Below are 12584 nucleotides of genomic sequence, written 5' to 3'. Positions count from 1 at the left end.
CGCCCGGCTCAGCCGCTCACGAGGGGGGCGACGAAGGTCTCCGGCGGGCCGAAGTCCGAGTAGGCGCCCTTGACCACCGTCAGCTTGCCCCGCACCGTCATCGACTGCTCGCCGCGGACGGCGCGTCCGAACCGGTCGATCCACAGCTGGTAGTCGAGCGTGTCCACGCCCTCGGACTCCATCCGCGAGGCGTTCGACGGGTCCGCGCGGCGCACCTGCTCCACGGACAGCTTCGCGCCCAGGTGGAACACCGGGACACCGCTTTCGACCTCCATGCCCTTGCGGGCCGCGGGGCCGGCGGCGAGCAGGACCTTGGCGTAGTCGGTGTAGTGGTTGGCGTCCTCATCGGAGTCCGTCGAGGACGGGACCTTCTTCCAACCCGCTTCCGGCTTCTGCTTGTCGCGCATGTAGCTGGTGCCGTCCACCGTCAGCGACTCCACCCGGTTCAGGGTCAGGAACCCGCCGGCGGTGGTCTCCCCGTCCGTGTGGTTGCCGCGGGTCGGAGTGTTGAGGTTGCCCCGGCCCGTGACGACAATGCGCACCTGCTCGTCGCCCTCGCCCGCCTCGGTGGTCAGCTTCAGGGACGCGGCGTACGGGGCCGGATCGCGGTGGGCGATCGCGGCCGCCGGGTCGAACGCCCCGGTGGCGTCCGCCGACGCGCCGACGGCCGGGGCGCTCGCGGCCGGCGTCGAGCGGGCGTCCTTCTCGCCGCAGCCCGCGACGGAGGTCAGAGTGAGGGCGGCGGCGGTGACGGACAGGGCGGCGGTGCGACGGATCGTCAAAGAAGTTCTCCGGGTCTGCGGATCGGGGCGAGGGCAGCCTGCCACAGTCACGCATCGCAGTCGAACTGGTTTCCGGGGCGTGGTGGGCTCCGCCGAGGCCCTCGCCCGGGGCGAGGGACCCTCCACCGCACCGGTACACTCACACGGTCTCATCCACAGCAGGTCGTCAAGGACAACCGTCCGGTGTGGCACGGGTGCCGGCCGGAAAGGGCACGAGGGAAACAGAACATGGTCGAGGCCTCCCCGAAGGTCGTTGTCGTCGTCCCCACGTACAACGAGCGGGAGAACCTTCCGGTCCTCGCGGGTCTCCTCGCGGACCTCCCGGTACCGGGCCTGCACCTGCTGGTGGTCGACGACAACTCGCCGGACGGCACCGGTGAGATCGCGGACAAGCTCGCCGCGGAGTCCGGCGGCACGGTCGGTGTGCTGCACCGCACCGAGAAGGACGGCCTCGGCCGCGCCTACCTGGCCGGCATGGCCCGGGCCCTGGACGAGGACGCCGACGTCGTGGTCCAGATGGACGCCGACCTCTCGCACCCCGCCTCCGCGATACCCGCGATGGTCCGGGCCCTGCTCGCCGACGACACCGCCGTGGTGCTCGGCTCCCGCTACGTGCCCGGCGGTTCGACCGCCGCGGAGTGGCCCTGGCACCGCAAGGCGCTGTCCGCCTGGGCCAACCTCTACGTCAACACCATCCTCGGCCTGGGCGTCCGGGACGCCACCGCCGGTTTCAAGGCCTGGCGGGCGAGCACCCTGCGGGCGATCGACCTGCCGACCGTGCAGAGCAGCGGGTACTCGTTCCAGGTCGAGATGAACTACCGGGTCGTCAGGCGCGGCCTGACGATCCGCGAGGTGCCGATCCGCTTCGAGGAGCGGATCGAGGGCGCGTCGAAGATGAGCATCGGGGTGCAGGTCGAGTCCGCGCTGGCGCCCTGGAAGCTGCGGCTGAACCGCCACGACCCGCGGTAGGCCGTGACCCGGGCCCTGGCCCGGGCATACGGCCCGGGCATACGGCCCGGGCATACGGGTGCCGGTCGGGCGGCTCGCGGTGTGAACGGCGGCCACGGGGAAAGAAGGGCGACATGGCCCTTCTCCCGGAGTCCCTCACGGCCCTGATCCGCCGCGGTGCCCGAGATCCCTTCGTCGTCCAGACCGTGCGGGCCACCGTGGCCGCCACCCTCGCCTTCGCGGTGGCCACCCGGCTCAGCAGTGAGCCGGCCCCGCTGACGGCCCCGCTCACCGCCCTGCTGGTGGTGCAGGTTACCGTCTACTCGACGCTCAAGACCAGCATCCGCCGGGTCAACTCGGTGGTGGTCGGGGTGTTGATCGCGACCGGCTTCAGCGCCGTGGTGGGGCTCTCCTGGTGGAGCCTCGGACTGATCATCCTGGCCTCGCTGGTCGTCGGCCGGTTCGTCCGGGTCGAGGAGTTCGTCCAGGAGGTCGCGATCAGCGCCATGCTGATCCTGGGCGTCAGCGGACTCGCCTCGCAGGCCTGGGACCGGGTGCTGGAGACGCTGATCGGCGCCGCCGTCGGCCTGCTGTTCAACCTGCTGTTCGCCCCGCCGCTCTGGGTGGACACCGCCGGGGAGTCGATCGAGGACCTCGCCCGGCGGGCCCGCCAGCTGCTGCTGGACATCGCCGAACAGCTGGGCCGTCCGACCCCGGTCGCCAGGGCCGCCGAGCGGCTGCACGAGGCCCGCCGGCTCGACCAGGCCATCGCCGACGTGGACGCGGCGCTGCGCCAGGCGGAGGACAGCCTGCGGCTCAATCCGCGGATCGGCGACGGGCTGCTGTCCCGACTGGTGCTGCGCACCGGGCTGGACACCCTGGAGATCTGCGTGGTGGTGATCCGGGTGCTGGCCCGCTCGCTGACCGACCTGGCCAAGCGGCGCGCGCCCGGCGAGCGGCTGTTCCCGCCGGACATCGCGGTGGGCCTGGAGGAACTGCTGGCGCACGTCGGCGGGGCCATGGTCAGCTTCGCGGTGCTGGTCACCACCCAGGTGAGCCGCAACGCCGAGGAGGCGGAGCGGCGGCTGACCGCCGAGCTGGCCGCGGCCTGGGCCTGCCGGGAGAACGTCGCCCAGGTGCTGCTGCAGCAGGTGCGGGAGCACCCGGAGGCGTGGCAGTTGCACGGTTCGATACTGGCCGAGGTCGACCGAATCCTGGACGAACTGGACCTGGAGCACCGCAGCCGGCGGCTGATGGAGGAGCTGGACCGGGCCTCGGTCGCGAGCCGGGAGCGGTTCTCGCGGTTCGCCGGGCTGCGCCGGTTCGTCCGGGGGGAGCGGGCGCGCCCGGCGGTGCGGGCCGGGCGCTGACGCTACGCCGAACTCAGGGGCGCCGGGGGTCGGGGGCTCAGGGCCGGGGCTCGGAGGCTCAGGGGGTCGGGGGGCTCAGGGGGTCGGGGGGCTCAGGGGGCTCAGGGCATCGACCAGGGTTCCTGCGGGAGCGGGTGGCCGGTCTCCAGGTAGGTCTTCAGGTTGGACAGCACCGCCGACCAGCCCCGCTCGGCGTCCGCCCGCTCGGCCTCGTCGGCCAGGGCGTCGTGGGTGACGGTGAGCCGGGTGAGGTCGTGCCAGCCCTGGAGCTCGAAGGTGACCCGGGAGGGGCCGCCCGGGCGTCGCTCCTCGGGCCCCGCCCAGGTGGTGACCAGCCGGTGCGGTCGGTCGGCGGCCTCGACGACGCCGACCACGTCGGCGATCCCCGGGCCGTCGGCGCGCTGGTGCTCCCAGGGCGCGCCCGGCAGCCAGGTGGAGACGTTGCGGTGGCCCCAGTAGAGGCCGGACTCGTCGGCGTTGGTGAGGGCGTGCCAGACCCGCTCGGGGGTGGCGCGCAGGTAGAGGGTGCTGCGGAGGGCGGGCGCGGCCATCGCGTCAGCCCCTGGCCGCGTCGAGCAGCGGCTGGACCTCGATCTTCTGCATCCGCATCATCGTCGCCATCACCCGGCCGGCCTTGGCCCGGTCCTCGTCGGCGATCAGGTCGAGCAGGACGCGCGGCGTGATCTGCCAGGAGAGGCCGAAGCGGTCCTTGAGCCAGCCGCACGGGCCCGCCTGGCCGCCGTCGGCGGTGAGCTTGGCCCAGAGCTCGTCGACCTCCTGCTGGCCGTCGCACTCCACCTGCAGCGAGATGGCCTCGGTGAAGTGGAACTCGGGCCCTCCGTTGAGGGCCACGTACTCCCGCCCGGCGAGTTCGAAGGCGACGGTCATGACCGAGCCGGCCCCGCCGGGGCCGGCCTCGGGGTAGCGGGTGACCTGCGTGACGCGGGAGTTGGGGAAGAGCGAGGTGTAGAAGGTGGCGGCCGCTTCGGCCTGGTCGTCGAACCAGAGGAAGGTGGTGATCTTCTGCATGCGCCCGACGGTAGCCCCGGGCCCAGCCCGGGCGGCCGAGCCACGGCCGGGGGTCACCGGTTCGGCGCCCCCGGACCGCGGCCCTCCCGCTACCGGGTCAGTGCACCCAGCCCGCGTAGCGCTGCACGAAGCGCAGGCCGGTGTGGGCGGTGACGACGACGTCGTAGCGGCCCTGCTTGTCCAACGGCCAGGCCAGGTTCACCTGCTGCCCGGGCTTGACCCGGACGGTCTGCGCGGTGCCCGCGAAGTCGTTGGGGGCGGCGGTGAAGGAGACGTCGGTCATGCCGTCGTTGGCCACCTGGAGGGTGAGCCGCACGCTGCCGTGCAGGTCGGCGGTGACGATCGGTACGCCGATGTCGTTCTGGCCGTCCTGCCCGTCGCGGACCACGGTGCCGGCGAAGCGGCGGACGAAGCCGTCCGGGCCGTGGACGGTGAAGTCGTAGCGGCCGTTGGTGGTGGCGGCGTCCCAGACGTACCGGGCGGTGGCGCCGGGGGCGACGGTGTACGGGGTGCCCGCGAAGGGGAGCACGATGTTCGGGTAGACGGTGTACGGGAAGGCCACCGAGCCGTCGTTGCTCATCGTGCAGGTGACCTTGCCGGTCTTGCGGTCCACCTCCACGTCGGCCCACGGCTGGTAGGGCAGCGGGCGGTGCGGGCGCTCGCCGCGCTCCTGGACGGGCATCGACTGGGCTCCGACCGCCGGGAGGGCGACGCCGGGCAGCTTGGTGCCCGCGTCGGCCCTGGCCATCAGGGCGGTGGTGTCGGGCAGCGACGGGACGGACGGGTTCGGCGCGGCGAAGTCGAAGCAGCTGGTGAGGTCGCCGCAGACGGACCGGCGCCAGGCCGAGATATTGGGCTCGGCGACGCCCGTGACCAGCTCCATGAAGCGCAGCACGGAGGTGTGGTCGAAGACCTGGGAGTTGACCCAACCGCCGCGCGACCAGGGCGAGACGACCCACAGCGGGACGCGGTTGCCGAGGCCGATGGCGCGGCCCTGGGTGAACTCCTCGGGGGTGCCGGGCTCGGGGGTGGGCGGCACCATGTGGTCGAAGTAGCCGTCGTTCTCGTCGTACATGACCAGGAAGACGGTGTGCTGCCACACCTCCGGGTTTGACATCAGCGACTGGAGGGCCTGGTTGACCCAGTGCGCCCCGTACGCCGGGCCGGCCTCCGGGTGCTCGGAGAAGAGGTAGGGGGCGACCAGCCAGGAGATGGTCGGCAGGGTGCCGTCCTTGCAGTGGCGGTCGAAGTCGGCCGGGTCGAACTTGGTCATCGCGTTGATGTAACGCGGGTCGGTGGGCGGGAAGTTGTGGAACTGCTTGAAGTAGGAGAGGGCGTTGTCGTCGTAGTCGCCGGTGCGGTCGTCCTTGCTGGGGTTGTGGTAGACCCGCCAGCTGACGCCGGCCTGCTCCAGGCGCTCGGCGTAGGTGGTCCAGTCGGCGACGGGGTTGTCGGTGACCGGGGTGTTGTCGATCCACGGCCCGGTGGTGCCGTCGCGGCCGGGGCCGGCGGTGCCCGTCCAGAGGTAGAGCCGGTTGGGGTCGGTCGGGCCGGCGAGGGAGGTGAAGTAGGCGTCGCAGAGGGTGAACGCGTCGGCCAGGGCGTACTGGTAGGGGATGTCGTCCCGGGTGAAGTAGCCCATGGTGCGCTCGCCCTTGGCGGCGATCCACTTGTTCATCGCACCGTTGTTGATCGCCTGGTGGCCGGTCGCCCAGTCGTGGGCCAGGCCGCCGGCGTTCTGCGCGTTGTACTTCGAGGTGTCCATCCGGTACGGCAGCATGGCGCCGCCGTCGCTGCGACGGCTGTCCGGCTGGCGGAACACGTCGGCGCCGTCCGGGAATTGGAGCGCCTGCCGGTCACCGAAGCCGCGGACGCCGCTGAGCGTGCCGAAGTAGTGGTCGAAGCTGCGGTTCTCCTGCATCAGCACGACGACGTGCTTGACGTCCTTGATGGTGCCGGTGAGCCGGTCGGCGGCGGGGGCAGCGGCGGAGGCGGCCTCGGCGGCGGCGCCCAGACCGGTCAGGGCGGTGGCGCCGACGGCCGCGGTGGCGCCGACGAAGGTGCGGCGGGAGAGCTCGGACATCACGAACTGGCCTCTCAGAGCTGGAAGGTGGCGACGGCGGCGGCGGTGTCGGAGGGCCACTCGTTGGCGGCGGTGTTCGGCTCGGGCTGCGGCCAGTCGGCGACCAGGGTGTGCGCCTCGACCAGCTTCAGCGGGCCGGCGTACTGGACGTAGTCGATGCGGTCCTGCGGCTCGGGCTTGGCGCCGCGCTGCCTGCGGGTGGGCGACCAGGTGGTGCCCGGGAACTTGACCGGGTCGCGGTTCTCCTCGCGGAAGCTGTCGGTCAGCCCGGCGCCCTGAAGGGCCACGCTGACGGGCCAGTTGAGCGCCCCGACGCCGCCGTGCGCGGCTGCGGTGGCGGCCGTCCAGTCCAGGTGGGACGGCGAGGAGAGGGCGCCGGCGAGCACCACCGGGGTGTGCCGGGCGATGTCCGCGCGCACCACGACGGCCAGGGCCTTGGCCTGCTTCAGCCGGAGCGAGGCGGTCTCGGCCGCCTCCGTCTGGGTGGCCGTCCGACCGTCCTGGAGCGCGTACGGGCCGTAGCCGGCCTCGTCGAGGTGCGCGGCCCAGAAGCGCACGACCCGGCCGCCGGGGAGCTGGAGGGTGGCCCCGGCGGCGGGCAGGTCGGCGGTCACCGGGGTGACGTCGGCGAGCGGGTAGCGGCTCAGGATGCCGACGCTGCCGGGGCTCTGGTAGGCGTACCAGCCGAGCGCGTCGGCCAGGGTCTTCGCCCGCTCGCCGGCGGTCTCCTGGAGGGCAAGCACGTCCAGGCCCTGGGTGAGGACCACGCGCAGTTGCTTCTCCAGGGCGTCGGTGTAGCCGGAGCCCGCGTCGTGCAGGTTCCAGCTGGCGGCCTTGAGGCGCGGCGGCGCGGCAGGGGCGGCGACGGGGATGAGGACGGTGACGGTGTCGGTGGCACCCGCGCTGTCCTTGACGCCGACGACCGCCAGCTCGGGGCTCTTGCCCGCCGCGGGCGCGGTGCCGGTGAGCGTGCCGTCGGCGGTGACGTTCAGCCAGGACGGCCCGCTGACCTTGCGGAAGGCGGCGGACCCCGCCGGGTTGCCAGCCGGGCGGGACCAGAGGCCGCCGAGCTTGACGGACACCGCCGCGCCGGGGGCGACGGGCGCGGTGGTGAGGGCGTCGACGGCGCTGTGCGGGCGGACGACGGCCGGTTTGGCGCGGAAGCTGAACGGGGCCGTCTGGGCGAGGACGCCGTAGCCGTCCTTGGCGAGCAGGTAGGCGGTGTAGGGGCCGCCGGTCAGCGCGGAGGTGTCGAGCTGGAGGTCGCCGGAGGTGCCCGGGACGTACTTCCAGAGGAGGGAGCCGCCGGTGCCGGGCTGGCGGCCGCCGTCGTACACGCCGACCCAGTTCTTGGCGTCGGGGGCGTCGGTGCTCCAGTGGAAGGTGAGCCGGTCGCCTTCGGTGGGGTTGGCGGAGGAGGTGAGGGTCAGGGCGCTGCCTGCGGCCACGGTTGTCCTGTCCGCCGCCCGGGGCCCGGTCCGCCGGGGGTCGGCGCCGGGTCCGCGCGCGGCTGGTCACGGAGGTTGGGGAGGGAAGGCCCGGCAGTTGGCTGTACAACTGTGGGCGGCCCTCATTCATCCGAAAGTCAGCGACCGGGACATGAACGACGCATGACGGCCCATCGGGCGGTTCGGGAACTCCGTGACGGGCGACGGGGATCCGTCGCGGCCCTCCTGTGCTTCTGCGGCTCTGCGCTCCTGCGGCTCTTGGCTTCCGCCTTCGTGCTTCCCCTTCCCGCTTCCCGCTTGCCCCTTCCCGCTTGCCCCTTCCCGCTTCCCGGGCGTTGGTCAGGCCAGGGAGAGGAACAGCTTCTCCAGTTCGGCCTCGCTCATCGGCGGGGTGTCCTCATCGGCGACGGCCATGCACTGGCGCATGCCGCTGGCCACGATCTTGAACCCGGCCCGGTCCAGGGCGCGCGAGACAGCGGCGAGCTGGGTGACCACGTCCCTGCAGTCACGGCCCGCCTCGATCATCGCGATCACTCCGGCCAACTGGCCCTGGGCACGGCGCAGCCGGTTCAGGACCGCGCCGACCGACTCCTCGTCCACCTGCAGGTCCGGGCCGCCTTTCGCCTCGGCTGTCGGCTGTCGGCTGACGACTGGACCCGGTGGGGCATCTGTTCCCGGACGGGCTGGGCTGGGCGGGTCGATGCGGGCAGGCGCGGGCTCGGGGCCCGGAGGCCGGGCCTGGGGCCTGGGGGGGCTTGCTTGGGGGTGGGGTCGCGTCGGTGTTCAGCGGCGGGCGAGGCGGCGCTCGCCGCCGGCGCCGGTCTCGTACGGGAGCCCGTAGTGCGCGAACACGGCTGGTTCCTCCTCGGCGGGCAGGACGTCGTCGGTGCCGATCGACGGCGCCTGCTTGACCCGGTTCTTCGGGAACGCCACTCGGACGTGGTCCGGCCCGACGACCGCCCCGTCCAGTGGGACGAACACCAGGCGGCGCCTGGTCGCCAGGCCGACCGTGACGGTGGCGAAGCACGGCTGATCGGTGGCCGTCTCCACGTAGACGGACTCCAGCGAGCCGATGCGGTGGCCCTTCTCGTCAACCACGGCGTGGCCGCGCCATTCGCGGATGTCTGCCATAGCGATCACCACGGCGTCGGACCTCCCGTCCCCCGGTCTTTCCGCTTCCGTCGTCCGGCGACGATTCGCCGCCGGGCCCTCCCATCCTCCACCGGGACGTTCGGGGGCGCGCGACGAGCGGCGAAAACGGACATACAGGGGCGACCCGACCAACCGCCACCAGGGCCGTGACCTGGGCTTTAGGCTGTCCGCCGAGGGAATCACCAGCAGATCACCCGATCGTCGACAGATGGAGGTGGCGGCCGTGGGACACGCGAACCTGTGGGAGCCCGGCGAGGTCGGAACCCCGGCCGACCTGCGGCCCGACATCCCGCACCCGGCCCGGATGTACGACTACTACCTCGGCGGGAAGGACAACTTCCCCGCCGACCGGGCCGCCGCCGAGAAGGCGCTCGCCGCGAATCCCGAGTTCCGCCCCACCGCGCGGGCCAACCGGGGCTTCCTCACCCGCGCGGTGCGCTGCGTCGCCGACCTCGGCATCGACCAGTTCCTCGACATCGGCACCGGCATCCCGACCGCCGGCAACACCCACGAGATCGCCCAGGCCGCCAATCCCGGCACGCGGGTCGTCTACGTCGACAACGACCCGATCGTGCTCAGCCACGCCCGTGCCCTGATGTCCGGCACGGGACCGGGGCGGACCGCCGTCCTCCGGGCCGACCTCCGCGAGCCGTCCGCCGTACTCGCCGTCGTCGAGGCCGCGGGGCTCCTCGACTTCTCCCGACCGGTCGGCCTCGTCCTGGCCGCCGTCCTGCACTTCCTGCGCGACGAGGACAAGCCGTACCAGGCGGTCGACACGCTGATGGACGCACTCCCCTCCGGCAGCCACCTCGTCCTCTCGCACGGCACCGCCGACTTCATCCCCGCCGAGATCCGCGACCGCGTCACCGGCATCTACGACAAGGCCACCGCCCCCCTCGTCGGCCGCACCCACGACGAGGTCCACGCCTTCTTCGACGGCCTCGACCTCCTCGACCCCGGCGTCACCACCGTCCCCCTCTGGCGCCCCGACACCGCTCCCACCCCCGGCGCCGACCGCGTCAGCATCTACGGCGCGGTCGGCCGCAAGCCCTGACTCCACCCCGGGGCGAATATACCGACCGGTCTACTGATTCCCTGCCCGCACCTCCACCCTTCCCCCTTAGTGCCCCTACGCCCCGACCCGACTATTCCGCCCTGTGCGCAGGAAGTCGGGCCCGCCGACTTCCTGCGCGAGCCCGGACTCCGGGCCGTCGGGCCGTGCCGCTCTTAGGGAAAGAAATATGTCGGTCGGTCTACATATTCACCTCCGCCTCTTCTGTGCGCGTGCGCCTACCCACGCACAGGAAGTCGGCTCGGCCGACTTCCTGTGTGACCAGCGAGTCGGAGGCTTCGAGCCAGGAAAATATACCGACCGGTCTACAGATTCCCTATCGCCCGGGGGCACGCTGAGCTCGATTCCGCGCAGGAAGTCGGGCCCGCCGACTTCCTGCGCGGAATCGAGCCCCCACGGGCCGGGCGTGGAAAATATATAGGCCGGTCTACAGATTTAGCCCGGGGGTGGCGGAGAGCTACGGGTGGGCCCAGGTGGGGGTCCAGGTGGGGGTGGGCGAGGGGCTGGGTGGGGTGGGGGTGAGGTGGGTGCGGAGGGTGGCGAGGGCGGGGTGGGCGTTGTCGCGGCGCCAGAGGAGGGAGTGGGGGTAGACCGGGGTGGGGTCGCGCAGGGGAATGCGGCGCAGGTCGTGGCCGGCGGGCCAGACCAGGCGGGTGCGCTCGCCGACGAGGCTGGCCAGGCCCGGGGTGTCCGCGATGACGTCCAGGAGTGCTTCGATGTCGAAGTTGGGCCCGGTCGCCTCGATGGTGAGTCCGAAGGCCCCCGCCAGGTCCTGGTAGTACGCGGCCCACTCGGTGCCGGGGGCGATGCCCGGGATCCAGATCCGGTGCCCGACCAGTTCCGCCGGGGTGACCGAGCGGGCGGCGGCGAGCGCGTGGGCCGGACCGGTGAGGAGTTGGTGCGGCTCGTCGACGACACGGAGGGCCTCGATCTCCTCGGGCAGTTCCCGCCCAGGCATGGTCACCGCCCGGAAGGATGCGTCGATCGCGCCGGACCGGATGGCGCTGACGGCCGAGTCGACGTCGAACAGCGTCACCACCTCCAACTCGACCTCCGGGTGCGCCCGGTGGAAGTCCCGCAGCAGGGCCGCCGAGGCCAGCCGGGAGCCGATCACGTCCACCCGCAGCGCCCGGGTGCCGGGGCTCACCGAGGCCGCGGCCCGTTCGGCGGACTGCAGCAGGTCACGGGCGTGCGGCAGGAACGCCTGGCCGTCGATGGTGAGTTCGGCGCCGCGCGGGGTGCGGGTGAACAGCCGCACCCCGAGGTCCTGTTCCAGCGCGGCGATGCGTTTGGAGGCGGCCTGCTGGGTGGCCCTCCCTCGGGGTACAACTCCAGGTTGTTTCGACCCACTCCCACGGTTGTTTGATCTGTGCCGACGGCACTCGCTTTGATGCTGCTGGTCACAGCGGGTCGTACGAGCGGGAGGCGAGCGGTATGTGGGGCGAGCGGTCACCGGGGCGGAGTTTCGAGTGGTTCTGGGCCGCGTACGCGGCCAGTACGTTCGGCACCTGGATCGCGTTCAACACGTTCCCGCTGATCGCGATCCGGGTGCTGCACGCCGGCCCTGCGGAGGTGTCGGCCCTGGCGGCCGCGGGCGCCGCGGTCGGGGCGGCGGTGGCGGTGCCGCTCGGGCCGTGGGTGGAGTTCCGCCGCAAGCGCCCGGTGCTGGTCGGCATGGACCTGCTGCGGTGCGCGGCGCTGCTGAGCGTGCCCGCCGCCTACGCGCTCGGGTGGCTGGGTATGGGCCAGCTGCTGGTCGTGTCGGTGGTGGTCGCCGCGGCCGACATCACCTTCGGCGCGGCGAGCGGCGCGTACCTGAAGTCCCTGCTGCGGCCGGAGGAACTGCTCGCCGCGAACGCCCGGTTCGAGTCCACGACCTGGACCGCGACGATCCTCGGGCCGCCCCTCGGCGGCGCCGCGTTCGCCCTGCTGGGCCCGGTCACCACCGTGGTGGCCGACGCGGCCAGCTACCTGCTCTCGGCCCTGGGCATCCGCGCGGCCGGCGGGCGGGAGGTGCGGCCCGAGCGACCGGAGCGGCCCGAAGCGTCGAAGCCGCGCACGGGGGACCTGTTGGACGGCTGGCGGTACATCCTCGGCGATCGGGTGCTGCGCCCGTTGTTCCTCAACTCCGTGCTGGTGAACGCCCTGATCATGGCCACCGAGCCGGTGCTCGCCGTCCTGATGCTCGGCCAGCTGGGCTTCGCCCCGTGGCAGTACGGCCTCGCGTTCGCCGTGCCGTGCCTCGGCGGCCTGCTGGGCTCCCGGCTGTCCGGTCCGCTCGTCGCGCGGTACGGGCAGCACCGGGTGCTGCGCACCACCGGGGTACTGCGGGCGTGCTGGCTGCTGGGGCTGGTCCTGGTCGGGCCCGGGACGGCGGGGCTGCTGGTGGTGATGGCCGTCGAGTTCGGGATGATCGCCTGTATCGGGGTGTTCAACCCGGTGTTCGCCACCTACCGGCTCGAACGGACCGCTTCCGACCGGGTGGCCCGCACGCTCTCCGCCTGGTCGGTGACCGGCAAGGCGGCCATCGCGGCGCTGACCGCGCTGTGGGGCGTGCTCGCGGCGCTGACCGGTCCGCGGACGGCGCTCGGTCTGGCCGGTCTGCTCCTGCTGGCGAGCCCGCTGCTGCTGCCCCGCCGCGAGGTCCTGCCGGAGCCGGCGCCCGTGGCGGCCGGTGCCGAGGCCTGACGAGGAGTCGTT

11 protein-coding genes and 1 pseudogene are annotated in these 12584 nt (G+C 72.7%); 4 read left to right on the top strand and 8 right to left on the bottom strand.

Annotated elements, in window-relative coordinates; translation table 11 throughout:
- Positions 1–8: 8 nt before the first annotated feature.
- Positions 9–782 carry a hypothetical protein gene (locus ACIPLC_RS22605; RefSeq protein ID WP_400474793.1) on the bottom strand — a complete coding sequence of 258 codons (774 nt, stop codon included), beginning with the start codon at positions 780–782 and terminating at the stop codon, positions 9–11.
- A 228-nt stretch (positions 783–1010) separates the two neighbouring features.
- Between ACIPLC_RS22605 and ACIPLC_RS22600 the strand changes: the two genes are divergently transcribed.
- Together ACIPLC_RS22600 and ACIPLC_RS22595 are read left to right on the top strand one after the other, a co-directional pair.
- Positions 1011–1751, top strand: coding sequence for a polyprenol monophosphomannose synthase (locus ACIPLC_RS22600; RefSeq protein WP_400474792.1), 741 nt, complete (start codon positions 1011–1013; stop codon positions 1749–1751).
- Positions 1752–1864: 113 nt separating this feature from the next.
- On the top strand, positions 1865–3100 hold the full coding sequence (locus ACIPLC_RS22595; protein WP_400474791.1) for an aromatic acid exporter family protein: 1236 nt from the start codon (positions 1865–1867) through the stop codon (positions 3098–3100).
- A 101-nt stretch (positions 3101–3201) separates the two neighbouring features.
- On the opposite strand, the gene ACIPLC_RS22590 is transcribed toward ACIPLC_RS22595, so the two are convergent.
- The 6 genes from ACIPLC_RS22590 to ACIPLC_RS22565 all read right to left on the bottom strand — a co-directional run bounded on the left by ACIPLC_RS22590 (position 3202) and on the right by ACIPLC_RS22565 (position 8791).
- Positions 3202–3651, bottom strand: coding sequence for an SRPBCC family protein (locus ACIPLC_RS22590; protein ID WP_400474790.1), 450 nt, complete (start codon positions 3649–3651; stop codon positions 3202–3204).
- A gap of 4 nt (positions 3652–3655) precedes the next feature.
- Positions 3656–4129 carry a VOC family protein gene (locus ACIPLC_RS22585; RefSeq protein WP_400474789.1) on the bottom strand — a complete coding sequence of 158 codons (474 nt, stop codon included), beginning with the start codon at positions 4127–4129 and terminating at the stop codon, positions 3656–3658.
- Between the two features lie 97 nt (positions 4130–4226).
- The gene (locus ACIPLC_RS22580; RefSeq protein WP_400474788.1) at positions 4227–6212 is read right to left on the bottom strand and encodes a phosphocholine-specific phospholipase C; all 1986 of its coding nucleotides are present in this window, start codon (positions 6210–6212) and stop codon (positions 4227–4229) included.
- A 14-nt stretch (positions 6213–6226) separates the two neighbouring features.
- Complete coding sequence (locus ACIPLC_RS22575) at positions 6227–7660, bottom strand: endonuclease/exonuclease/phosphatase family protein (protein WP_400474787.1); 1434 nt, start codon at positions 7658–7660, stop codon at positions 6227–6229.
- 339 nt (positions 7661–7999) lie between these two features.
- Positions 8000–8266: a metal-sensitive transcriptional regulator gene (locus tag ACIPLC_RS22570; protein WP_400474827.1), complete on the bottom strand. Its 267-nt coding sequence runs from the start codon at positions 8264–8266 to the stop codon at positions 8000–8002.
- A 177-nt stretch (positions 8267–8443) separates the two neighbouring features.
- On the bottom strand, positions 8444–8791 hold the full coding sequence (locus ACIPLC_RS22565) for a PRC-barrel domain-containing protein (protein WP_400474786.1): 348 nt from the start codon (positions 8789–8791) through the stop codon (positions 8444–8446).
- A gap of 244 nt (positions 8792–9035) precedes the next feature.
- On the opposite strand from ACIPLC_RS22565, the gene ACIPLC_RS22560 reads away from it, so the two are divergent.
- Positions 9036–9866, top strand: coding sequence for an SAM-dependent methyltransferase (locus ACIPLC_RS22560; RefSeq protein WP_400474785.1), 831 nt, complete (start codon positions 9036–9038; stop codon positions 9864–9866).
- Between the two features lie 475 nt (positions 9867–10341).
- Here ACIPLC_RS22560 and ACIPLC_RS22555 read toward each other — a convergent pair.
- A pseudogene (locus ACIPLC_RS22555) lies at positions 10342–11193 on the bottom strand (LysR family transcriptional regulator); the annotation flags it as partial.
- A 125-nt stretch (positions 11194–11318) separates the two neighbouring features.
- Here ACIPLC_RS22555 and ACIPLC_RS22550 point away from each other — a divergent pair.
- Positions 11319–12572, top strand: a complete 1254-nt coding sequence (locus ACIPLC_RS22550; RefSeq protein WP_400474784.1) for an MFS transporter — start codon at positions 11319–11321, stop codon at positions 12570–12572.
- Positions 12573–12584: the final 12 nt, after the last annotated feature.

This window comes from Kitasatospora sp. NPDC086801, assembly GCF_044745805.1.
Lineage (GTDB): Bacteria > Actinomycetota > Actinomycetes > Streptomycetales > Streptomycetaceae > Kitasatospora.
Note: the sequence above shows the minus strand (reverse complement) of the source record. Positions and strands in the feature narration are given on the sequence as shown.

Excerpts from the sequence above, each read along its gene's own strand:
- ACIPLC_RS22590 (WP_400474790.1), bottom strand. The coding sequence starts at position 3,651 with ATGGCCGCGCCCGCCCTCCGCAGCACCCTCTACCTGCGCGCCACCCCC.
- ACIPLC_RS22600 (WP_400474792.1), top strand. The coding sequence starts at position 1,011 with ATGGTCGAGGCCTCCCCGAAGGTCGTTGTCGTCGTCCCCACGTACAAC.
- ACIPLC_RS22580 (WP_400474788.1), bottom strand. The coding sequence starts at position 6,212 with ATGTCCGAGCTCTCCCGCCGCACCTTCGTCGGCGCCACCGCGGCCGTC.
- ACIPLC_RS22565 (WP_400474786.1), bottom strand. The coding sequence starts at position 8,791 with ATGGCAGACATCCGCGAATGGCGCGGCCACGCCGTGGTTGACGAGAAG.
- ACIPLC_RS22585 (WP_400474789.1), bottom strand. The coding sequence starts at position 4,129 with ATGCAGAAGATCACCACCTTCCTCTGGTTCGACGACCAGGCCGAAGCG.
- ACIPLC_RS22595 (WP_400474791.1), top strand. The coding sequence starts at position 1,865 with ATGGCCCTTCTCCCGGAGTCCCTCACGGCCCTGATCCGCCGCGGTGCC.
- ACIPLC_RS22550 (WP_400474784.1), top strand. The coding sequence starts at position 11,319 with ATGTGGGGCGAGCGGTCACCGGGGCGGAGTTTCGAGTGGTTCTGGGCC.